At 65.2% G+C, this 21,232-nt stretch carries 20 protein-coding genes; 13 read left to right on the top strand and 7 right to left on the bottom strand.

The window, feature by feature from the left end:
• Positions 1–39 precede the first annotated feature (39 nt).
• The 3 genes from ACFTWF_RS28755 to ACFTWF_RS28745 are packed head-to-tail and all read left to right on the top strand — an operon-like array spanning position 40 to position 2,485.
• Positions 40–663: a histidine phosphatase family protein gene (locus ACFTWF_RS28755; RefSeq protein ID WP_378464528.1), complete on the top strand. Its 624-nt coding sequence runs from the start codon at positions 40–42 to the stop codon at positions 661–663.
• A complete protein-coding gene (locus tag ACFTWF_RS28750; RefSeq protein WP_378464527.1) occupies positions 660–2,096 on the top strand; it encodes an FAD-dependent oxidoreductase in 1,437 nt (478 codons plus the stop codon). Before ACFTWF_RS28755 ends, ACFTWF_RS28750 begins: the two co-directional genes overlap by 4 nt.
• The gene (locus tag ACFTWF_RS28745) at positions 2,093–2,485 is read left to right on the top strand and encodes a nuclear transport factor 2 family protein (protein ID WP_378464526.1); all 393 of its coding nucleotides are present in this window, start codon (positions 2,093–2,095) and stop codon (positions 2,483–2,485) included. Before ACFTWF_RS28750 ends, ACFTWF_RS28745 begins: the two co-directional genes overlap by 4 nt.
• A 170-nt stretch (positions 2,486–2,655) precedes the next feature.
• Here ACFTWF_RS28745 and ACFTWF_RS28740 read toward each other — a convergent pair whose 3' ends face one another.
• The 6 genes from ACFTWF_RS28740 to ACFTWF_RS28715 are packed head-to-tail and all read right to left on the bottom strand — an operon-like array spanning position 2,656 to position 9,414.
• Complete coding sequence (locus ACFTWF_RS28740) at positions 2,656–4,350, bottom strand: AMP-dependent synthetase/ligase (protein WP_378464525.1); 1,695 nt, start codon at positions 4,348–4,350, stop codon at positions 2,656–2,658.
• Complete coding sequence (locus ACFTWF_RS28735; RefSeq protein ID WP_378464524.1) at positions 4,350–4,814, bottom strand: hypothetical protein; 465 nt, start codon at positions 4,812–4,814, stop codon at positions 4,350–4,352. Before ACFTWF_RS28735 ends, ACFTWF_RS28740 begins: the two co-directional genes overlap by 1 nt.
• Before the next feature lies 1 nt (position 4,815).
• Complete coding sequence (locus ACFTWF_RS28730) at positions 4,816–5,862, bottom strand: phosphotransferase family protein (RefSeq protein ID WP_378464523.1); 1,047 nt, start codon at positions 5,860–5,862, stop codon at positions 4,816–4,818.
• The gene (locus ACFTWF_RS28725; RefSeq protein ID WP_378464522.1) at positions 5,855–7,000 is read right to left on the bottom strand and encodes a hypothetical protein; all 1,146 of its coding nucleotides are present in this window, start codon (positions 6,998–7,000) and stop codon (positions 5,855–5,857) included. The genes ACFTWF_RS28730 and ACFTWF_RS28725 overlap by 8 nt, the downstream gene beginning before the upstream one ends.
• Positions 7,001–7,006: 6 nt before the next feature.
• A complete protein-coding gene (locus tag ACFTWF_RS28720) occupies positions 7,007–8,656 on the bottom strand; it encodes a class I adenylate-forming enzyme family protein (RefSeq protein WP_378464521.1) in 1,650 nt (549 codons plus the stop codon).
• Positions 8,641–9,414, bottom strand: a complete 774-nt coding sequence (locus ACFTWF_RS28715; RefSeq protein WP_312033674.1) for an enoyl-CoA hydratase/isomerase family protein — start codon at positions 9,412–9,414, stop codon at positions 8,641–8,643. The genes ACFTWF_RS28720 and ACFTWF_RS28715 overlap by 16 nt, the downstream gene beginning before the upstream one ends.
• Positions 9,415–9,661: 247 nt before the next feature.
• Here ACFTWF_RS28715 and ACFTWF_RS28710 point away from each other — a divergent pair, with 247 nt between their 5' ends.
• The gene (locus ACFTWF_RS28710) at positions 9,662–11,209 is read left to right on the top strand and encodes an AMP-binding protein (protein ID WP_378464520.1); all 1,548 of its coding nucleotides are present in this window, start codon (positions 9,662–9,664) and stop codon (positions 11,207–11,209) included.
• 90 nt (positions 11,210–11,299) lie between these two features.
• Here ACFTWF_RS28710 and ACFTWF_RS28705 read toward each other — a convergent pair whose 3' ends face one another.
• On the bottom strand, positions 11,300–11,854 hold the full coding sequence (locus ACFTWF_RS28705) for a MarR family winged helix-turn-helix transcriptional regulator (protein WP_378464672.1): 555 nt from the start codon (positions 11,852–11,854) through the stop codon (positions 11,300–11,302).
• A gap of 246 nt (positions 11,855–12,100) precedes the next feature.
• Here ACFTWF_RS28705 and ACFTWF_RS28700 point away from each other — a divergent pair, with 246 nt between their 5' ends.
• The 9 genes from ACFTWF_RS28700 (at position 12,101) to ACFTWF_RS28660 (ending at position 21,176) form a co-directional block, all read left to right on the top strand.
• The gene (locus ACFTWF_RS28700) at positions 12,101–12,358 is read left to right on the top strand and encodes a hypothetical protein (RefSeq protein WP_378464519.1); all 258 of its coding nucleotides are present in this window, start codon (positions 12,101–12,103) and stop codon (positions 12,356–12,358) included.
• A gap of 9 nt (positions 12,359–12,367) precedes the next feature.
• The gene (locus ACFTWF_RS28695) at positions 12,368–13,729 is read left to right on the top strand and encodes an SRPBCC family protein (protein ID WP_378464518.1); all 1,362 of its coding nucleotides are present in this window, start codon (positions 12,368–12,370) and stop codon (positions 13,727–13,729) included.
• A 29-nt stretch (positions 13,730–13,758) separates the two neighbouring features.
• Positions 13,759–14,790, top strand: coding sequence for a thiamine pyrophosphate-dependent dehydrogenase E1 component subunit alpha (locus ACFTWF_RS28690; RefSeq protein WP_378464517.1), 1,032 nt, complete (start codon positions 13,759–13,761; stop codon positions 14,788–14,790).
• On the top strand, positions 14,787–15,782 hold the full coding sequence (locus ACFTWF_RS28685) for an alpha-ketoacid dehydrogenase subunit beta (protein ID WP_378464516.1): 996 nt from the start codon (positions 14,787–14,789) through the stop codon (positions 15,780–15,782). The genes ACFTWF_RS28690 and ACFTWF_RS28685 overlap by 4 nt, the downstream gene beginning before the upstream one ends.
• A 5-nt stretch (positions 15,783–15,787) precedes the next feature.
• A complete protein-coding gene (locus ACFTWF_RS28680; protein ID WP_378464671.1) occupies positions 15,788–17,056 on the top strand; it encodes an acyl-CoA dehydrogenase family protein in 1,269 nt (422 codons plus the stop codon).
• Positions 17,057–17,122: 66 nt separating this feature from the next.
• On the top strand, positions 17,123–18,040 hold the full coding sequence (locus tag ACFTWF_RS28675) for an SDR family oxidoreductase (RefSeq protein ID WP_378464515.1): 918 nt from the start codon (positions 17,123–17,125) through the stop codon (positions 18,038–18,040).
• A 44-nt stretch (positions 18,041–18,084) separates the two neighbouring features.
• Positions 18,085–19,269 carry a MaoC family dehydratase N-terminal domain-containing protein gene (locus tag ACFTWF_RS28670; protein ID WP_378464514.1) on the top strand — a complete coding sequence of 395 codons (1,185 nt, stop codon included), beginning with the start codon at positions 18,085–18,087 and terminating at the stop codon, positions 19,267–19,269.
• Positions 19,262–20,419, top strand: coding sequence for an acyl-CoA dehydrogenase family protein (locus ACFTWF_RS28665; RefSeq protein ID WP_378464513.1), 1,158 nt, complete (start codon positions 19,262–19,264; stop codon positions 20,417–20,419). Before ACFTWF_RS28670 ends, ACFTWF_RS28665 begins: the two co-directional genes overlap by 8 nt.
• Positions 20,412–21,176 carry an enoyl-CoA hydratase/isomerase family protein gene (locus ACFTWF_RS28660; RefSeq protein ID WP_378464512.1) on the top strand — a complete coding sequence of 255 codons (765 nt, stop codon included), beginning with the start codon at positions 20,412–20,414 and terminating at the stop codon, positions 21,174–21,176. The genes ACFTWF_RS28665 and ACFTWF_RS28660 overlap by 8 nt, the downstream gene beginning before the upstream one ends.
• The last annotated feature ends 56 nt before the right edge of the window (positions 21,177–21,232 follow it).

Raw genomic sequence — 21,232 nt, 5'->3', positions numbered from 1 at the left:
TCGGTCATACTTCTACACAACGTCGAGAGGGAGAATGCGGTGGAGTTGGTACTCGTCCGCCACGCCGAACCGGATCGGAAGGCGGAGGGGCCGGCGCGGGCGAACCCGGGGCTGAGCGATCGAGGGCGTGAACAGGCAACCCGGGTCGCCGACTATCTCGCCACAGAAGATGTCGCCGCGATCTATACATCCCCGCTCCTCCGTGCGACCGAGACGGCGGCCGTCATCGGAAGGGCGGTGGGCCTGACGCCGGTTGTGAGGTCGGACCTCGCCGAGTTCGATCGCGACGCCGCCGAGTATCTGCATTTCGAAGATCTTCGTGTCAACAACGATCCCCGGTACGAGGCGTTTCTCCGCGACGATCTCACCGCATGGGGAACCGATGTCCCCAGTTTCAGGAAACGGGTCACCGCGGAGTTCGATCGGATCATCGAGGCCCACCCGGGCGAGCAGGTTCTCGTCGTGTCGCACGGCGGTGTCGCAAACGCCTTTGTCGGTGGGCTCATCGGTGCAGGCAGTCTGACGATCCACGAACCGGGATACACCGGATTCGCGCGAATTCGAGCCGGCCGTACTCGGCGCACCCTCGTCAGTTTGAACGAAACCCCGCACCTGCGGGGGGTCGACCTCGGTATACGTGCAGTTCGAGCGCAGGGAGCATGACAGTGTCCGAATCGGATTTCGACGTCGTCGTCATCGGCGCCGGCGCGGCGGGTCTCGCCGCAGCGCTTTCAGCGGTCGAGCAGGGATGCACACGGGTGTTGATCAGCGAGGCGACAGGGGTAGTCGGTGGCTCGTCGCGGCTGGCCGGCGGCGTCGTCATGGGAAGCGGTAGTCGACTCCAGCAGAAGGCGGGCATCGACGACGACCCGTCGGATCTGTTCAAGGAGTACATGTCCCTCAACCACTGGGATGTGGCAGCAGGCCCGGTCAAGCGACTGACCGCGCGGAGCGGCGAGACGATCGACTGGCTGGCAGAGAGGGGTGTAACGTTCTTCGATCGCCTGATCTTCGGCGGCGACGAACGCAAACCGCGCTCGCACTGCGTCGACGGCGGAGGGCAGTCGCTCGTCAATGCACTATCGGCGGCATGCCGGGGCGCGGGAGTCGATATCGCGCTGGGGCACCGGGTCGACCAACTGCTCACGGACGGCGACAAGGTGACGGGAGTGATTGCCGAAGGTGAGGCGATCACCGCGGACGCCGTCGTCATCGCGACGGGCGGTTTCGGTGCCAACCCGGAGTTGCTGCAGAAGTATTTTCCGTCCTCGTGGACGGCCGACTGGACGTGGTACATCGGTGCCGACGGGTCACGTGGTGATGCGATCGGCTTCGCCGACCAACTCGGCGCCCAGCTCACCGGCTTCGACCGGGGGCTCCGCACACTCGACCCGCACTTCGCCAAGCTCAACGAGGCATTTCTGCCCGGATGGACGGTCCTTCTGGATCCGTCGGGCCGCCGGTTCTGCGACGAGACCGCGCCGTACGGAATTCTCGACACTTTGGTTCGGGCGAGGGGCAACCGCGCGTTCGTCGTTTTCGATGACGCGGCCCTGCGCCCGCCGGCAGAGTCGGCAGACCGTTACCGGGATTGCTACAAGCAGGTGTGGCCGAACCATCCGCCGTTCCGTCCCAAGAACTACACGGCAGACCTCGTCGAAGAGAACGTCGCGACAGGTAAGGCGAAGTCGGCACGCGACCTGCCCGCCCTCGCGGAGGCAATCGGGGTGCCCGCCGAAACCCTCGAAGGCGAAGTGCAGCGGTACAACACCCTTGCCGCGCACGGGGAGGACACCGACTTCGGCAAGGCAGGAAAGTTCCTGCTGCCACTGAGTACGCCGCCCTTCTACGCCGTCGAGGTGCGTCCGGCTACCGTCAACGTGACCTCGTGCGGCCTCCGGATCGATGAGAAGGCCCGGGTACTGCGACACGATGGTGCGGCCATCGACGGGCTGTTCGCCGCCGGTGAATGCACCGGCGGGATTCTCGGCGAAACATATATGGGCAGTGGCAATTCGCTGGCGAACGCGTGCGGATTCGGCCGAATCGCCGGCGAAGAGGCCGCGCACGCGGCCCGGTCCGGAGCCGGATCATGACTCTGCCAGGCGCGGTGCAGGCCTTCCTCGACGCAGTGCACCAACGAGATGCCACCGCTGCCGCCGAGTGCTTCACGCCGGACGGTGAATACCACTTCGCGGTTCCCCAGGAACCCGCGCGCGGTCGCGCGGCCATCGCGGACACTTTCGCGAAGATCCTCGGTGCCTCCGACAAGGTGCAGTGGGACATCGTGACCGTCACCGTCGATGGTCGCCGCGTGTGGCTCGAGCGAGTGGACCGGTTCTGGTTTTCGGGACGTGAGGTGCCCATCGAGTGCATCGGTGTCGTCGAACTGGACGTCGACGGTTCCATCGCCGTGGTCCGCGACTACTGCGACATGTCGGTGTGGCGGGCACGCCGCGAAGCGGCGGCTGAACCCGTCGGCTAGATATGGCGGCGCCGGCGTGCGGAAGCCGTCGGCGCCGCTCCTGAGAGTCGTGGGGCGATCCTCCACGATACCCGCCCTCTGGGTGGGGCCCGGTTTCGACCATTGGCCGGGTGGCGCAAAGCTTCTCCCCTACGTGCGGAACGCCGTAGGGGAGAAGCTGCTCAATTCCGTTATGGATACATCGATTCGATGGTTTCGGCATACCGCCGCAGGACGTGGGCGCGACGGATTTTTCCGGTCGCGGTCATCAGAGCCGTATCCGGCATCCATTCGGTCTCCCCGCCGGGAAGTAACGCGAAGGATTTGATCCTCTCCGCCCCGGGCAGGGAGGTGTTGATGTCGTCGATATGACAGCTGATCGCCGATCGCAATGCCGGATCCGTCGCCAGGGTTTCCGGAGAGCGTTCCGCCCACCCACGGTCGGCTGCCCACTTGGCGACCGCCTCCGAATCGAGGACGAGCAGGGCGGTGATGAACGGTTTGCCGCTGCCGCAGAGCACCGCGTGGCTCACCACCGGGATCTGCAGCAACCGGGCCTCGATCGGAGCGGGACTGACATTGTGCCCGGAGGTCGGCACCAGCAGGTCGTCCACGCGGCCCCGCACAGTGAGATTGTCGTTCGGGTCGAGCGACCCCAGGTCGCTCGTGTGAAACCAGCCGTCGAAGTCGAGGACCGTCCGGGTCCGGGCTGGATCGCGGTAGTAGCCGGCGAACACGGCCTCGCTCCGAACCAGGATCTCGCCGAGGTCGGAGATCGCGACCTCCACCCCGTCGAATGGCTTGCCGCAGGTCCCGAGAACGAGATCGTGCGGATCCCAGGTTCCGACGCCGCATGTTTCGCTCTGACCGTAGCAATCGGCGAGGGGTATCCCGGCGGAACGCCAGAACTCCTGGATGTGTCGGGGGAGTGGCGCCGAGCCCACGATCGCAATGTCGATGTGTCCGAGGCCGATCGTCTCGAGGTGACGGTGCAGGCGTCGGTCGGGCGCCGTGGCAACGAGGTCCTGAACCCGGGTGTAGAGCTTCTCCCACATTCGCGGTGCGCCGAACAGCATGTGGGGCTCGGTTTCCGCCAGCACATCAGGGAAGGATTCGAGTCGTGCACAGCACGTGACCTCGCTCCCTTCGAGCATGTGCACGTAGTGCGTAGCCAGCCGCTCTCCGATATGAGCCATCGGCAGGTACGAGAGCTGGCGGCGGCCGCGCAGGCTGATGCCCATCCTCTTCGTCAGCGTCCGAGCGGCGAACAGTAGATTCCGGTGGGTCAGCGGTACGCCCTTCGGGTCGCCGGTCGTACCAGAGGTATAGAGCATGGTGGCGGTGTCGCCCGGGCACGCGTGCCCGGCCAATTCGGCGAGGTCGGTGGGCGACGTCGCCGCCAGGTCGGCGAGCATGACGAGGTCGTCGCCGGGCGGCACCTCCTCGACCGCGACCAGACGCGGGTGGTGACCACTCTCCGCTGCGGCCGCTCGCGCACGTTCGAGCTGCACGTCGTCCTCGACGATGACCGCTACCGGACCGCAGTGCTTCCAGATATAGCTGAGTCGATCGATCGAGGGGGAGTTGTATACCGACACCGGGATACCCCGTATCAGCATCAGCGCGGTGTCGACCAGGTAGAACTCGGCCCGGTTGCTCAGCATCAAGACGACGTGGTCACCGGCGCGGACACCCATCGACGTGAACCCGTCGGCGAGGGCGGCGACCTCATGCCCGTACTCCGCCCAGGTGATGGTCCGCCCGCTGGCGGCGCACTTCAACGCGACCTGCTGCGCGCATGTCTCCACGGTGCCACGGAACACCTCGGCGAGAGTGGCGGCGTCCTCTACCGCATAGTCGTGCCGACTTGCATCGACCGGCGACATCAGCCGCGCTGACTGGAGTAATGCTCGCGCAGGCGCTGCAGGATGGGTGCGGACGCGTCCCCGTGGTTGCCGTCGCGGGACCATTGGGACGTGGCACTCGACACGTCGACGACCAATCGTTCGTACTGTGCGTGCCGGGCCTCCAGTTCGGCGAAGGGCTCGTGACGCAACGATTCATACGACGAGGCGAGGAGCTCGGCGATCTGTGTCCGCTGCGCGGCGAAGGCGGCCGAGCGGGTCTCGTCGGCATCGGACCACGCGCTCCAGTCCTGGAGCAACGCGGCCACTGCGTCGGTGTCACGTCCCAGCTTGATCGCCGTGTCGTTCCAATCGGCCTGTGCAAGAACAGATCTGATTTCTCGAAGCCGATTGAGTGCGTGCTCGTCGGTCAGTTGGGGTTCGATCGTCTCTTTCAGGATCCGTGAGATTCCGGAGATGATCTCCTGTGGGGTGGGGCGCATCATGTCAGCCTTTCTCCGCAGCGAGTACCTGGTCGACGACCTTCGCGATCAGTGAATCGACGGGGGCCGACGGTCGGTCCGATCCCAACTCGCAGAAATTGCGGACTCCGTTGAGGGCGATGACCGCGAGCCGGAATGTGGACAGTACCTGCCAGAAGGTGAGGGCCTCCGGTGCGATCTCGCGACCGGTGGCGGCGGCATATCGAGCGAGGAAGTCCTCCTGGGTCCACTGCCCGGGAACGAAGTGCTCACCTCGGTACAACGGCGTCGTGTACCACCCGAGATCGTCCAACGGATCCCCGAGACGGGCGAGCTCCCAGTCGAGTAGAACTCCGAACGTGCCGTCGTCCACCAGAACGTTCGCCGGCCGGAAGTCGCCGTGTACGAGAACGAGCCGGTCCGGGGACGCGGGAATGTTGTCCCTCAGCCATTCGGCGCACAGGCGCAGACCCGGCTGTGGTTCGAGTTCGTTGCCGGTGAGTTCACCGATCCATCGTTCGAGTTCGTGCTCTGCCGGTGAGCAGTCCGGTACCGGCAGGATGTCCCGCAACCCCAGCGCGTCGATATCCACCGAGTGGAGTCGCGCCAGCACGTCGCACATGTCGTGGGCGAGCGCGAGCCGCTGCTCGGACGTCAGTCGCAGGGGATTCTTGTCGCGCAGGACTGCGCGGTGTGCGGTGCCGTCATAGCGGTCGCCGATCATGGTCGGTCGCGCCAGGTCGGTGCCCTCGTCGTCGAGCCAGCGAACCCGCGGCGCGGGAATCGATGTCGCTTCGAGGGCCTGGAGTAGGTGGAACTCCGCGCTTCGGGCTGTGTCGACCACCGCGCTTTGCGGATCCCGCCGCATCAGGAGCCGGTGCGTCGATCGTTCACCGGATTCGAGCCACGTCGCGTCGAACGGCCAGTTTTCGCGTGAGCTGCCGGTCCCGGCCCGGTACAGTGCTTCGATCTCGGGTTCCGCGCCGGGAGGCAGATTTCTGCCGAGGAACGCGCGCAACGCGTTGGTGAGCTCGGCCGTCGTCAGCTCCCGGGTGGACACTGCGCTACTCATCGCGTGCCTTCGTGTTCGCGGGCTTCGGGGGGATGGCCTCCGGATAGCGCGCATAGCCGGGGAGCACCATGTACTCCATGACCCCGTATCCGACCTGGCCGTTGTGCCGGACCTCCACGAGATGGTCGCTGCCCGCCTTCGCGTAGCGGTAGAAATTGTCTTTGTCGTTCAGGTCCCAGACGTCGTGTTCGAGGCTGTTCTCACCCTTCCAGTGGCCCTGGTACCAACCGTTCCAGCCTTCGTACCCGCCGCCGCGGAGATGTGCCCGGCCGGGATGTGCCGTCAGATCGAAGTCGAGCTTCTCACCGCTGTCCAGGGTGAGGGTGATGCGACCGCCGGCGAGGGTGGCAGCGGGTGCTCCGTCCACCCAGTGCAGATCGTGGTCGACACCGACGATCAGGTCCTCCGACTCGCCTTCCGGCGCGCCGATCGGCTTGGAGAATGCGGCCGAAAGATGCACGGGCCGTCCTGGTTCCGCCTCGTAGTAGTAGAAGTGGAGACCGAAGTCGGGTAGCTGGAGTGGGCAGAACATCAGCATCTTCCACTCGGGGCGTTCTCCGGGAGGCGCACCCTGCGCACGGGGAAGCGGCCGTGTTCCCCACGAATGGTCGCGCTCACCCCACCATGTTTCCGGTGTCAGGGTGGCCGCGTAGTCCGGTGCGGTCAGGGTGCCGGCGGCGCGGCCCACCTGCACGTAGCGGACGGCGTCGTATGTGACCTTCGACCGGCTGACCTGAAAGTGCCGGCCTTCGAGCGTGGGTTCCATACGTCCGGACCACGTGATGTCGAACTCGATGCCGGACGGATTCGGCTCCAGCGTGAGCCGCAGCTCCTCGAGCGGCTCGACCACCTCGATGGTCAGCGGGCCCACCTTCATGATGTGACTGTCGGGGGCAAGCGCCCTCGACAGCCGGAGATTGTGCTGCTTGCCCTTGCAGGACAGAGCCACGAATGCCTCTTGGACGTCCTGGTTCGGGTACTGCCCGATTCCGAGGCTGAGAACGACGTCCTTGTTCTCGACATCCTGGATGCTGATCCAGTACCGTTCGCGCCAGCTCGGGTCGCTGGAGCCCACCATCGCATGGGGGTAGGAGACCTGATGGTTGAAGTATTCGTCGGGCGGTGTCAGACGGACCACGGTGATTCAGCCTCGCTCGTCGTTGTCGGTCGGGAACTGGGCGACGAGGGTCTTCTTGTCGACTTTCTCGCCGGCCAGCGTGGGAAGGGGGACGTCTCGGAACTGCCAGCGCGTCGGAATCGCGAAGTACGCCAGCGTGCCCGTGAGGAATTCGCGCAGTTCGCCGGGGGTGGGCGGGGTACTACCCGCCCGGAAGACGACGACGGCGGCCAGCTCTTCACCGAGATCGGCGTGCGGGAGTCCGATCGCCGCGACTTCGGTGACATCGGGGTGGGCGGCCAGCGCGGCCTCGACATGGGCGCAGGCGATGTTCTCGCCGCCGCGGATGATGATGTCCTTGCTTCGCCCGTCGAGGAAGAGGTAGCCCTTCTCGTTGATGTGCCCGAGATCGCCGGTATGGAGCCAGCCCTCGGAATCGACTGTGTCGTCGTCGATTCCGATGTAGCCGAGCATCACCGTGGGCGAGCGGACGAGAATCTCGCCGATTCCCCGCTCGTCGGGCCCGAGAATCTGCAGTTCCACGACGGAATAGGGGCGCCCGACGGTCCCGGGGTACCGTTCGAGATCGCGGTTCCCTGCGACGGTGAGGAATCCGCCCGATTCGGTCATGCCCCAGGTGTTTCCGAGCCCGCGCTCGCGAAGCTGGGGGAGCTTTCGCTGCATCCGCTCGAGGAGTCCGGGAGTGACCGGGGCGCCGCCCAGCGGCCAGGACCGCAAGCTCGACAGATCGAACGAATCGAAGTCGGGGTGCTCGAGGACGCGGCTCGCCATCGTCGGAACACCGCCCCAGCTCTGGACCTTCTCCTGTTCGATCAGTGTGAGCACCTGCTGTGGGTCGAACTTGCCCTCGTTGAGGACGATCTTCCCACCGTTGATCAACTGTGTGACCAGGTTGGATATCCCGCCGATGTGAAACAGGGGAGTGCAGACGAGCGTTGATGCCTGCGGTGCGTCGGCGGGGACCTGCTGGGGCAGGCGCCGGGAGCGCAGCAGCAGGTTGTGCTGGTTGGCGACGACGGAGCGCAGTGACAGTTCGACGGCCTTGGGCATACCCGAACTGCCGGACGTGAAGAGGATGAGAGCCGCTGCGTCCTCGTCTCCCTGCGGAGGCGCATCGTCCTGACGGCGGGCAGCCGGTTCGGGAAGGTCGGTGTCGAAGAATCGACTCAGATCGTTCACGGATACCGTGGGGATGGTGACCGATTCCGGCAGCCGCGGCATGTCGGTGACGACACACCTCGGGGTCGCCACATCGACGGCGTTCTCGATCTCATGGGGGCTCCACCACCGGTTGCCGAGCACCGGGACAGCGCCGATCATCCACAGCGACCACAATGCGAGGACCCAGTCGGGGCTGTTGTAGGCGAGGAGCATGACGCGATCGCCTTCGCGGATTCCGCAGTCGTGAAAGTATTCACAGGCCAGTGGTATCGATCGGGAAAATCGTTCGAAGGTGATGCGGCGTTCGCCCTGTACCAGGTATGTCCGGTCGTTCCACCGCTCTGTGCTGAGTAGAAGTTCCGCGAACGACCGCGGATGCGGCTCGTAGAGCAGTCCGGGGTGGCCCGCGTACTCGGAGGGGTGCACGTCGGTGCCCCACACCTGCTCGAGCGATGTGCGCTCGGTGCTGTCGAGTCCCGTCATCGTCCCTGCCATGATCCTGGCCTCTTTTCCTTGAAGGCGCTCACTGCTTCACGTAGATCTTCGGTGGACGCGCTGATGGCTTCGAGGTAGAAGGCGGTGTCGAAAACCTCGTCGATGCGCGCGTGCATACCCTTGTTGAGGGCCCGCTTCGTGAGTTGAACTGCAGCCGGGGGAAGTTCGGCGACCTTTGCGGCGAGCGATCGCGCCAGCGGGGCCACCTCCTCGGGATCGTCGACGAGTTCGGTGACCATGCCCAGCTTGTACGCGTCCTCGGCGAGGAGCGGTTCGCCCCAGAGCAGATGCCGCTTCGCGCGGACCATGGGCAGGTTGGCCGGCCAGGTCACGCAGCCCCCGTCTCCCGGTACGAGCCCGAGGTGGACGTGGGGATCCGACAGCTGAACCGACGGGGTGGAGACGATGGCGTCGGCGGTCAGGACCAAGCTGGTTGCCACACCGAACACGTGCCCGTGCAGGGCGACGACCAATGGCTTCGGGAAATCGGCGAAAGTCCGGAACAGTTGGCGGCCGTCGTCGACCTGCTCCATCAGAACCCGTAGGTCGTCGTTCGCGGCGAGCATCGCCTCGGTGTCGCCCCCGGCGGAGAAGTGTCGTCCGGTCGACGTGAGAACCACGGCGCGGACGTCGCGATCCCGGCCGAGTTCGCTCAGCGCCTCGCCCAGTTCGTCGAGCAGGGCGCCGTCGAAGCGATTGAGTACGTCGGGACGGCACAGTTGCAGTTCGCCCACGTGACCGTCTCTCGACAGTTTCACAGTTTTGTAGTCCGTCATTTCAGCCTTTCGACTCGACGAGGATTCGGTCATCGGTGACCTCTCACGCGGGAACTGCGCGAGCCGTGACGTCGATGACGTGTCGTGTGCACTCGGACTCGGTGCGACTTGATCGTAGCCTACTACGTTGCTTCCTCGATAGTTGTTTATTAGAGTAAGTGTCGGCCCCGCGCCGGTGTCTGTTCCCGGCGTGGCGCCGTTCCCAACGGTTTGCAAAAGGAGTGCGCTGATGACGTTTGCTTCGCGCAATGCGGAGGATGGTGGGGCGCAGGCGGCTCTGCGCTGCGACGGCACCGAGGTGACGTGGGAGGAGGCCGATGCGGTTCTACGGCGGATCGCGAACGGTCTGAACGCACTCGATCTCGGCGCACTGCGGCGGGTGGCGGTCTTCGGCGGGAACTCCACCGAAGCGGTTCTGGCGTACGGAGGAATTACCCTCGCCGGTGCCTCCGCCGTGCCGGTCAATTTCCATCTGACCGCCGACGAAGCGGCCTACATCTTCGAGGACTCGGGCGCCTCCGTTGCGTTCGTCGACGCCAACACACTCGATCGTGGTCGTGCCGCGGCCGCGGCATCCGGAGTATCGACGATTGTCGTGTGGGGCGACGCCGAGGAATCGGCCGACCCGGCGGTCCATCGATGGGACGACTGGCTCGACGCCGCATCGGACACCCAGCCGAGGACCGACCTGGCGCCCCTGCCCTCCCTCGTGTACACCTCGGGCACGACCGGCCGGCCGAAGGGGACCGAACTGCCGCCGACGGCTTTCGCCGGTGGGGCCGATATCACCGAACACCTCGACCGTCTCCGCGAGAACTCACTGGTAGAGCAGGGGCGTCACCTGGTTGTCGGTCCGCTCTATCACAGCGGCCCTTTGGTCGGAACCAGATTGTTCCTGGCCGGCGTGCCGGTGACGGTACTGGCCAAATTCGACCCGGAGAGCGTGCTCGAGGCGATCGAGAGGGACCGGATCGGTTCCTCGATCATGGTGCCGACGCACTTCCAGCGAATTCTCGCGCTTCCGGAGGACGTGCGGACCGAGTACGACCTGGATTCACTGCGCTTCGTCCAGCAGGTCGGGGCGAAATGCCCTACTGATATCAAGGCGGCGATCATCGACTGGTGGGGTCCGGTCGTGTGGGAAAGCTACGGTGCCAGCGAGGTCGGGACCGTGTGCCGCATCAGTGCCGGCGAATGGCTGGAGCACCGGGGATCCGTCGGAAGGCCCGTCTCACCGTTCGAAGCGGTTGTCGTCGACGCCGACGGAAAGCCGGTGCCCGCCGGGGTTACCGGGCGGCTGTACTTTCGCGATGCCACAGGTCGCGGGGTCGTCTACCACAACGCATCGAATGCGGACGCGCATCTCGAGCCGGGGCTGTTCACGCTGGGAGAGATCGGCCATCAGGACGCGGACGGGTACGTCTACATCACGGACCGCTTCTCGGACATGGTGGTCTCGGGCGGTGTGAACATCTATCCCGCGGAATCCGAGCAAGTGCTGGCAACACAACCCGGGATCGTCGAAGTAGCGTGCATCGGAATCCCGGACGAGCAGATGGGGGAGCAACTTCTCGCGCTTGTCGTCCGACGCGATCCTTCCGTCACCGAGGCCGACATCCTCGCCTACTGCCGCGAGCGGCTCTCCCACTACAAATGCCCTCGATCTGTCGAGTTCGTCGAGACGCTGCACCGCAGCGCGGTGGGAAAGATCAACAAGCGCGCGCTGCGTGCACCGTACTGGAACCGAGACAACGAATCCGCCCCCATCGGGCGCTGAGTCCCGAGGTCGGGCCCGCCGGGTCCGGTCGAGCCACCAGAGCTCGGCCGGAGCGGCTCGGCCGCTGCTCCGGTGTCGCAGCAGCGGGCGTCAGTGGGCGCGGTCGAGGTCACCGGCGGCCTTCCGGATCGGAGCCACGATCGCCACCAGTGCCTCCGCCTGGTCCGAAGTCAGTCCGGGAAGACCGAAATCCGCCTTGCTCAGCGCGGCGGTGGCCTCATCCACCAGGGCGCGGCCCTCGTTCGTGATGGTCACAAGGGTGGCGCGACGGTCCTTGGGGTGCGCCTGCCTGGTCAGGAGCCCGCGTGCCTCCAAGCGGTCCGTCGCGATCGTCACGGTCGTCGCATGAACCAAGAGGTGCCAGGCCACCCGGCTGAGAAGGCGGGTGCCGGTGTCGCTGAGCTGCAGAGTCTTGAGCATGAGGTAGTCCGTCAGGCTCATCTCGAAGCCCTTTTTCAGCTCCTGTTCCAGTACCGACGTCATGAGTTGGTGGAGACGCAGGACTGAACTCATCGCCAGGAACGGATACGGGTCGTCGTCGACCTGCTGCTGCCAGTAGAACTTGATCCACTGCATGGGATCGAGCTTCTCGGCCTCCGTCAGTTCGGCATTGCGTGCAGGCTTCCTTGCAACTTTTTGTGCCACCGTCGTTCTCCATTCTTCGCAACCGACCAGGGTGCGCACTAATGATCAGATCAGATAAATTCGACCCTTAGAGTATCTAGGTTAACAGCTAGGGGCGTCGGGCGGCGGAAAAGATAGCGGCTGAGCGCCGGCGCCATCGCAAACACTCGTCTTGTCAATGTTCTATCGTTAGAGTAATCTCGAGCGAAAGTAGTCACGCGTAGGACTGCAGGCCCTTCCGCTGATCTTCCGCAAGGTGGTGTAACTATGGTTTTCAGACTTCGGCACCCGCTCAACGGTCACGTCTACTCCGCACTGCCCGACGCACGAGTCGAGGTGGACAAGGGCGGTAAGACAGGTGTTTTCGACCGCTACGGCGTCTGGATCTCCGGCGAGATCCGAACCGCGGATCCGGAGATGTGCCGATGGGTCGGCACCCATGAGAAGGCGGTGGTGTCCCGACACGCTTCGGGTTTCGGGAGAAGCCATGCATCTACCCCGACCCCGCCTGCAGAAAAGGTGTGATCAAAGACAATGACCGATCTCGAACCGCGCACCCGCACAGACCGCTCGCCCGGCGTGAGCTACCATGACCTCCTCGCCGCGGACACCCAGTGTGTTCCCGACTTCCTGAAGATGGAGTCCCCGCACGATCTGGGGACTGCGGACATTCCGGCGTACTTCTACTTCTCACCGGAGATTCACGAACTGGAGAAGGAGAAGATCTGGCGCAAGACGTGGCAGTTCGCCTGCCGTGAGGAGCTCATTCCCCACGTCGGAGACACCGAGATCTACGATATTGCAGGAATCTCGATTCTCCTGGTGCGCACCGGTCCCCACGAGATCAAGGGATACTACAACGCCTGCCTCCATCGGGGACGGCAACTTCGCGAGGAGCCCGGCACCGTCCGCGAACTCCGCTGCCAGTTCCACGGGTTTTGCTGGGCACTGGACGGCTCGCTCGCGCACGTCCCCGCGCAGTGGGATTTTCCGCAGATCGAGCCGGAGAAATTCGGACTCCCCGAGGTCCGGGTGGACACGTGGGGCGGATTCGTGTTCATCAACATGGATCCGGACGCCGAACCGCTCTTGGACTACCTCGGTGAGCTACCGGCGCAGTTCGAGCGCTGGGACTTCGAGAATCGCTACACGCAGGCGCATGTCGAGAAGGTTCTCCCGTGCAACTGGAAGGTGGCGCAGGAAGCCTTCATGGAGTCGTTTCACGTCGTCACCACACACCCGCAGCTGCTGCAGGGCATCGGCGACGCGAACTCCCAATACGACTACTGGAACAACGTCAGTCGCGCGATCACGCCCCGAGGCACACCGAGTCCGCACCTCACCGTGCAACCGACGGAGCAGGAGATCTTCGACTCGATGATGGGCCTCGGCCTCGAGGACGCACCGATCAAGACACTCCCCGACGACGTCCGCGCCCGCACCGTCATCGCCGACGCCACCCGCAAGGCGATGGGTGACATGCTCGGCGACCAGGCGCAGAGTCTGTCGGACACCGAATGCGTCGACACGTTCTTCTACACGGTGTTCCCGAACTTCCACCCGTGGGGTGCATACAACCGGACGTGTTACCGCTTCAAACCCCACGGTGACGACCCCGAGACCTGCATCATGGAGTGCCTGGTTCTGTCGCCCTTCCAGGGAGAGCGTCCGGCGCCGGCCAAGGTCCGCCGGATGGGATTGGACGAGACCTTCGTCGACGCAGACGAGTTGGGGACGCTGGCGAGGGTCTTCTTCCAGGACGAATACAACGTCGGATGGGTCCAGAAGGGCCTGCACACTCTCGTGGAGAACAAACCGGGAGTGACGTTCGGCGCGTACCAGGAAACCAAGATCCGACACTTCTACGACCTGTACCGCAAGCGGATCGGTAGGTAGGCGTGATCACACACGACGGAGAGGTCGACATGTCAGAACAGACGCTGTCGCACACGACGACCACAGACGCCGGATCGATCCCGGACATCGATGTGCTCGAACAGATGTATCGGTTGATGGTCACCACGACCTTGGCCGATGAGCGTTCGACCCAGGAGGCGAAGGCGGGCAGGCTCCAGGCCGCCTTCTACCCCGTACGCGGAATGGAGGCGGTGTGCGCGGCGCTCGGCGCAGTGCTCACTCCCCAGGACCGCATGGTCTCGACGTACCGAAATCTCGGTGACGCACTCGCCAAGGGCGTCACGTTGCGGTCGATCATGGCTGAGCTGTACGGCCGGATCGACGGCACATCGAAGGGCAAGGGAGGGCCGATGCACCTCCACGACACGGCGGTCGGCTTCATGGCGACCACAGGCATCGTCGGTTCCGGACTACCGATCGCGGTAGGTCTGGCCCTCGCGAACCAGCTCGACGGAGGTGGCGCGGCCACCGTCGTCACATTCGGCGACGCCGCTACCTCAATCGGTGCCTACCACGAGGCCATGAACTTCGCCGCGCTGTGGAAGCTCCCGATCGTGTTCATCTGCCAGAACAACCAGTGGGGCGAGCACACCCCGATCGCCGAGTACGCGCCGTCCGTCGAGCTGGCGAAACGTGCATCGGCGTATTCGATCCACGCCGAGCGCGTCGACGGATTCGACGCACTCGCGACACTGCACGCCATCGAGACCGCCGTGGACCGAGCCCGACGAAACGAGGGCCCCACCTTCCTCGAATGCGTGACCTACCGACTGACAGGTCACAGTGGTACGGCCGACTTCTCGTACGTTCCCCGTGACGAACTGGAGGCTGCCATGCAGCGCGATCCCGCGCCGACCTTCCGAACCCTGCTGATCGACCGAGGGCTCACGACCGCCGAGCGCATGGAGGCGCTGGACCGCGAGGCGGAAGCCTACGTCCTCGACGCGTTCCAGTTCGCGGAGAACAGCCCGCTGCCCGACGCGGACGAGTTGTTCTCCGATGTATTCGCCGACGACACCTGGGTACGGAGTGTGAAGTGACTACCACCGAACGCAGAACAGATACCGCCGTCATGACGTCGGCGGCGGCGATGAACTCCGCCCTCGACGTGGCGATGGCCGCCGACGACAAGATCATCCTCCTCGGCGAGGACATCGCCGAACCCACCGGCGGAGTGTTCAAGGTCAGCAAGGGGCTCTCGACGAAGTACGGCGTCGAACGAGTGCGCTCGACTCCCATCGCGGAGCAGGCGATCGTGGGAACCGCGGTCGGACTCGCACTCGGCGGCTACCGCGCCGTCGCCGAGATCATGTTTTTCGACTTCATCGCGGTGTGCATGGACCAGGTGGTCAACCATGCCGCGAAGTTCCGGTACATGACCGGCGGCGCCACCCCGACACCGATCACCGTCCGGACCGTCGTGGGGAGCAGCCGATTCGGCGCTCAGCACGCGCAGTCGCTCGAGGCGTGGTTCATGCACACGCCCGGAATCAACGTGGTGATGCCGTCGTCGCCCGCAGACGCGAAAGGCCTCCTCGCCGCGTGTCTCGAGTCGGAGGATCCCTGCCTGTACATCGAGCACATCTCGCTTGCCTACAGCAAGAAGGAAGAAGTGCCGACGGGGCACTACAGCATCCCGCTGGGACAGGCGAACGTACTGCGCCCCGGGCGAGACGTGACACTCATTACCTACGGACCCCAGGTCCCCGTCGTCGAGCAGGCAGCGGAGGAACTGGCCGCGAAGGGAATAGAGGCGGAGGTGATCGACCTCCGCACCCTCGTCCCCCTCGACTTCGACACCGTTCTTTCGTCGGTCGAACGGACGCGACGTGCGGTCATCGTCCACGAGGCCACCCAGTTCTGTGGGCCGGGAGCCGAAATCAGCTCCCGCATCCACGAGGAACTCTTCAACGAGCTGATCGCACCGGTGCAGCGCGTGGGTAGCGACTACTCGCCCGTACCCTTCTCGTCCGCGCTCTCCGGCTACCCGACGGTGGCGAAAATTGTACACAGCGTAGAGGAATTGATGTGAGCGCGATGCAGACGATCCAGCCGAACGGCACCGCGGACGCCGACACCACGATCCCGACCCTCGACGAGTTCCGTGCGGCAGCGAAAGAGTTTCTCGACCGCACCGCTGAGCCGCGGCGACCGCGAACCGCGGAATCGTGGGGGGAGGGCGACGACACCTTCAGTCTCTTCCGCGGTGCAACCGCGGAGGACGCGAAGGTCGCATGCGATTGGCGGCGGACGGTCTTCGACGCCGGCTTCGGATGGATCCGAGGTCCCCGCGAATGGGGCGGCCGCGGACTGCCTTCGAGGTACGAGAAGGCCTACCTTCAGATCGAGCGAAACTACGAGACGCCCTCCCGTTCGCCGCTCGGGGTCAGTCTCGGAATGGTGGGGCCGACCCTCGACCAGTTCGGATCCGACATCGCGAAAAAGCGTTGGCTCAAGGCGCTCTACCGTGGCGACGTCGTGGGATGCCAGCTCTTCAGCGAACCCGCCGCGGGTTCGGACCTGGCCGCCGTCAAGACCAAGGCGACCCGGGTCGAGGACCACTGGGTGATCAGCGGACAGAAGGTGTGGACCTCCGGTGCGCACTACTCCGACGTGGGACTTCTTCTCGCCAGGACGTCTGCCTCTCCCCGCCACAAGAACCTCACCGCATTCGTGATCGACATGCATGCACCCGGCGTCGAGGTGCGTCCCCTCCGGCAGATGACCGGCGGCGCCGACTTCAACGAGGTCTTCCTCGAGGATGTTCGCGTCGAGGACGAATACCGGCTCGGTGAAGTCGACGAAGGCTGGCAGGTCGCACTCGCGACGCTCATGCACGAACGTGGTGCGATCGGAGGATCGGCAGGCGGCGGAAGCGGTCTGTTCGACATGAATCGGCTGGCGGGAATGCTCGTCCAACTGGGCGCGCAGTTCGATCCGTCGATTCGCCAGGAATACGCCAAGGTGTATGCGGGCGTTGCCGCGGCGAAGGCGATGCGAGCGCGCGCCGAGGCAGCTGCCAAAGCGGGACACCTCCCCGGACCGGAGATGTCGCTGTCGAAGTTGGCGCTGACCCGAAACCTGGCCGCCCTCGCACACCTGGTAAGTCAGACGCTGGGTCCCAAGTTGCTCGCGGACACCGGGGAGTGGGGTACCTATTCCTGGTCCGAGTTCGTGCTCGGGGTGCCGGGATTCCGGCTCGGAGGCGGGACCGACGAGATCCAGCGCAACATCATTTCCGAGAGAGTACTGGGTCTGCCGAAGGACCCGGTCATCTCATCTTCTCGCACATCGACCGAGGGCTGAACAGCCCGATCGACGCGTGGTTCGCCCTGGCGGACCGCAGCATTCACACCTGAGTAGGAGTTTCGCATGGGAAGCTTGGACAACGCTGTCGCAATCGTGACAGGTGCAGGCCGGGGAATCGGCCGTGAACACGCTCTGCTGCTGGCAGCGGAGGGAGCCAAGGTCGTCGTCAACGACCTCGGTGGTGGTCAGGACGGCACCGGCGCTGCGTCGAGTCCCGCGGAGGAGGTCGCAGCCGAGATCCGCGCCAACGGTGGAGAGGCCGTGGCCAACGGTGACGATGTCGCGGATTCGGCCGGCGCCCAGCGCATCGTCGACACCGCCATCGACACGTTCGGACGCCTCGACGTCGTCATCAACAACGCAGGCATTCTGCGCGACCGTGTTCTCGTCAACATCGAGGACGAGGATTGGGACCTCGTGGTCCGCGTCAACATGCGGGGCACCTTCCTGGTCACCCGCGCGGCGGCGCGATACTGGCGCGAGGAGAGCAAGGCGGGACGGCCGGTCAACGCCTCGGTCGTGAACACCTCGAGCGAATCCGGAGTCTTCGGCAACCCCGGCCAGGCGAACTACGCCGCGGCCAAGGCCGCGATCGCATCGCTGACCCAGGTCAGCGCGAAGGAACTCGAACGATACGGCGTGCGCGTCAATGCCATTCTCCCGCAGGCGCGTACGCGCCTGACCGTCAGTGCCTTCGGTGACGCGCTGTCGTCCGACGAAGGCAAGTTCGATCGGTGGGACCCGGCGAACGTGTCCCCGTTCGTCGTCTTCCTGGCCTCACCCGAATCCGAACTCACCGGAGAGGTCTTCCTCGTCGGGGGCAGCCGGGTGCAGCGGATCAAGCCGTGGGAGAAGGATCCCGAGTGGAAGCTGCAGACCGAGGGACGCTGGACGGTGTCCGACCTGGCGAAGGCAGTCCAGGACGCCGGTATCCCGGCCGGCCAGAAGTGGACCGCGAACCCGAACGCAGGCAAGAAGTGACCGCCGGCGCCATCCAGTCCGCACCGGAAACGGAGGAGGCTCGGATGCCCGAAGCGGTCATCGACGACGCGATGATCGCCTCGATGGAGTCGAAGGTCGGCGCCCAGTTGCGGATCGATCACTCGGTCAACAACGAAGAGGCCACCCGAATTGCGGTGGCCAAGTTCGCGGGCGGAATCGGTGACATCAACTCGCTGTGGACCGACGCCGACCACGGCAGGCGTTCCGACTACGGTGCGCCCGTCGCCCCGCCCTCGTTCTCGATCGGCTGCTTCTCCGGAATCCAGTTCGGCTGGCCCGGACTCGGTGCCTTCCACTGTGCAACCCAGATGGATCTCCTCGCTCCGATCTATTGGAACGACAAGATCACCTCGGGATGCCGCTACGACGGATTCACCGGACCGCGGCCCAGCAACTTCGCCGGCAAGATGGTCACCGACACGTTCACCAACACCTACGTGAACCAGTTGGGCCAGGACGTCGCCGAAATCCGTTGGCAGGTAGTCAACTACGAGCGTGGTGCCGCAAAGAGCAAGAGCAAGAGCAATAAGCGGGAAATTCAGGTTCCGCACCGGTGGACCGTCGAGGAGATCGAGGAGGTCGAGCGGAAGGTCCTGGCCGAGAAGCCGCGCGGCGAGAATCCTCTGTGGTGGGAAGATGTTGCCGTCGGCGATGCGGCCTCGACCCTGACGAAGGGCCCGATCGGGCTGACCGACGAGGTGGCCTTCGTGGCCGGCGGTGGTGCCCCCATTCCCCGGCTCAAGGCGAACGCGTCCGCCGCGCTCGACTACGCCGCCCACCCCGCCTGGGCGTTCCGTGATCCGGTAACGAAGGCACGTGAGCCGATCTATTCGGTGCATTACAACCAGGCGGCGGCGAACGCGATGGGTGTCGCCTACCAGTACGACGTCGGATTCCAGCGTCAGTGCTGGCAGATCCTCGCGTTGACGCACTGGTGCGGGGACAACGCCTGGGTCAAGCACGTGACAGCGGAATACCGGGGATTCGTGTACCTCGGCGACGTCATCGAGCTCGGCGGAACCGTGACCGGCAAGCGGGTCGACGAGGATGGCGAGCACGTCGTGGAACTCGAAACGTATGCGCGAAACCAACGCGGCGACAACGTGATGCCCGGAACCGCCGTCGTGGCATTGCCGAGCTGCGGGGCGCCGCAGTCGCCCGTGGCGATCCGTGCCCGCGCAGCCGAAAGCATCCGCTCCCATGTCTGACGTCATGGTCGAGGAGCGTGAGCAGCTGCGATCGGCGGTTCGCAGCGTCATCACACGGCACGGTGATGTTCGGGCGTGGCTGGAGTCCACGGTCGACACCGGTGACGACTGCGACCTGAGGTTGTGGCGGACACTGGCGGAAGAGGTCGGTGTCGCCGGACTGCTCGTCGCCGAAGACCTCGGGGGCGCCGGCGCGCAGGTGGCCGACGCTGCCGCGGTGTTCGAAGAGACCGGTCGCGCATTGTCGCCGGTACCGCTCTTCTCGACGGTGGGCCTGGCCTCGGCGATTCTCCTGGGGTGCGGTGACGCACCCGGGGCCCGGCGCCTGCTGCAGAAGATCGCGGAGGGCGCGGTTGTCGCGACGGCGGCGTTCCACGAGGCCGAGTCCGGCTGGTTTCTTCCTCCGACGTCGACTGCTGCCACCGAGACGGACGGACGATGGCATGTCGACGGGGCGAAGGGCTTCGTCGTCGATGCCGCTGCCGCCGACATCGTGCTCGTCACCGCGTCCACTCCCCACGGTGCGGGACTGTTTGCCGTGGAAGCCGGCGCGGCGGGACTCCAGACACGAATGCTCGACTCACTCGACCTCGTGCGTCCTCTCGGTACCGTCGAATTCGCGGCTACCCCGGCCACGCTGCTGGCGACCGGAGAGGCCGCGTCGGCGGCCGTGGCCAGTGGCCTCGATCTGGCCGTCACGCTGCTCTCGGCCGAGTTGGTCGGAGCGGGGCAACAGTGCCTCGACGAGGCTGTCGCCTACGTGAAGCAGCGGGTGCAGTTCGACCGCAAGATCGGCAGCTTCCAAGCGATCAAGCACACCCTCGTGGACGTGCTGCTCGAACTGGAATTGGCGCGGTCCGCCGCTGACGCCGCCGCGGCGGCGGCGGAGAAGTGGCTGCGTAACCCCGATCCGGGGACCGCGACCGCGCTGGCGATCGCCGCGAGCGTTTCCAAATCGATGTGCGCCGATGCCTTCATGCACATCGCCGAGGAAACATTGCACGTTTTCGGCGGGATCGGGTTCACCTGGGAGCACGACGCGCACCTGTTCTATCGCCGCGCGAAATTCGGCGAACTGTACCTCGGAACCGCCAGCGAGCACCGCGAACGGGTAGCGCAACTGTCCGGGTTGGGGGAACGGCGTGTCTGAGGTCCTGACCACCCGCTCGGAGGGTGTCGTGACGGTTACGCTCAACCGGCCGCACCGCAAGAACGCGCTGACCGGTGAACTCGTGGAGGCGGCGATCTCCGCACTGGAGGAGATCGCCCGCACTCCCGACGACCGTGCCGTCGTGATCACCGGAGCCGGCGGCGCATTCTGCTCGGGTATGGACCTCGGCGCCCCGTTGGAACCGGACGAGCTGACATTCATGCGCCGAGTGGGCCAGTTGTGCACTCTTCTCCACGACCTGCCACGGCCCACCATCGCGAAGGTCGAGGGGCCCGCCGTCGGGTTCGGATGCAACTTCGCGCTGTGTTGCGACCTCGTGGTCGCTGCCGAGGATGCCGTTTTCGGGGAGACGTTCGCCAACTTGGGAATTTCGGCCGACGGCGGTGCATCCTGGTCCCTCCCTCGACTCATCGGTGTGGCGAAGACGAAGGAGATCCTGTTCTTCGGCCGGCAGCTGACGGGCAAAGAGGCCGCGGAGATGGGAATCGCCAATCGCGCGGTTCCCTCCGGCGAACTCGACCGGTTCGTCGAGGAGTGGGCTCAGACTCTGGCCGACGGGCCGACGTCGGCGTTGGCGATGATGAAGAGCCTCGTCAACGTGTCCACGGAGTCTTCTTTTCAGCAGGCGATCGACCGGGAGGCTCTCGGTCAGTCGGTCAGCTTCAAAGGCGCGGAGGCCCGGGTTGCCGGCCGCGCGCGGATGAAGAAGCAAATCCCTAATTTCCGGAATCCGTGATCCCGGAACAGGAGCCGTATTGCCCGTGTAGGGCGTGATAAGCCGCAGGGCAGCGC

Source organism: Rhodococcus sp. NPDC056960 (assembly GCF_042674125.1).
In the GTDB taxonomy this organism is placed as follows: domain Bacteria; phylum Actinomycetota; class Actinomycetes; order Mycobacteriales; family Mycobacteriaceae; genus Rhodococcus_F.
This window is presented reverse-complemented; position numbering and strand designations above follow the sequence as displayed.

What these genes read in the sequence shown, in the direction of transcription:
- ACFTWF_RS28730 (WP_378464523.1), bottom strand. Translation starts at nt 5,862, where the DNA reads ATGAGTAGCGCAGTGTCCACCCGGGAGCTGACGACGGCCGAGCTCACC.
- ACFTWF_RS28720 (WP_378464521.1), bottom strand. Translation starts at nt 8,656, where the DNA reads ATGGCAGGGACGATGACGGGACTCGACAGCACCGAGCGCACATCGCTC.
- ACFTWF_RS28700 (WP_378464519.1), top strand. Translation starts at nt 12,101, where the DNA reads ATGGTTTTCAGACTTCGGCACCCGCTCAACGGTCACGTCTACTCCGCA.
- ACFTWF_RS28670 (WP_378464514.1), top strand. Translation starts at nt 18,085, where the DNA reads ATGCCCGAAGCGGTCATCGACGACGCGATGATCGCCTCGATGGAGTCG.
- ACFTWF_RS28680 (WP_378464671.1), top strand. Translation starts at nt 15,788, where the DNA reads ATGCAGACGATCCAGCCGAACGGCACCGCGGACGCCGACACCACGATC.
- ACFTWF_RS28710 (WP_378464520.1), top strand. Translation starts at nt 9,662, where the DNA reads ATGACGTTTGCTTCGCGCAATGCGGAGGATGGTGGGGCGCAGGCGGCT.
- ACFTWF_RS28665 (WP_378464513.1), top strand. Translation starts at nt 19,262, where the DNA reads ATGTCTGACGTCATGGTCGAGGAGCGTGAGCAGCTGCGATCGGCGGTT.
- ACFTWF_RS28740 (WP_378464525.1), bottom strand. Translation starts at nt 4,350, where the DNA reads ATGTCGCCGGTCGATGCAAGTCGGCACGACTATGCGGTAGAGGACGCC.
- ACFTWF_RS28750 (WP_378464527.1), top strand. Translation starts at nt 660, where the DNA reads ATGACAGTGTCCGAATCGGATTTCGACGTCGTCGTCATCGGCGCCGGC.
- ACFTWF_RS28690 (WP_378464517.1), top strand. Translation starts at nt 13,759, where the DNA reads ATGTCAGAACAGACGCTGTCGCACACGACGACCACAGACGCCGGATCG.
- ACFTWF_RS28675 (WP_378464515.1), top strand. Translation starts at nt 17,123, where the DNA reads ATGGGAAGCTTGGACAACGCTGTCGCAATCGTGACAGGTGCAGGCCGG.
- ACFTWF_RS28735 (WP_378464524.1), bottom strand. Translation starts at nt 4,814, where the DNA reads ATGATGCGCCCCACCCCACAGGAGATCATCTCCGGAATCTCACGGATC.
- ACFTWF_RS28695 (WP_378464518.1), top strand. Translation starts at nt 12,368, where the DNA reads ATGACCGATCTCGAACCGCGCACCCGCACAGACCGCTCGCCCGGCGTG.
- ACFTWF_RS28745 (WP_378464526.1), top strand. Translation starts at nt 2,093, where the DNA reads ATGACTCTGCCAGGCGCGGTGCAGGCCTTCCTCGACGCAGTGCACCAA.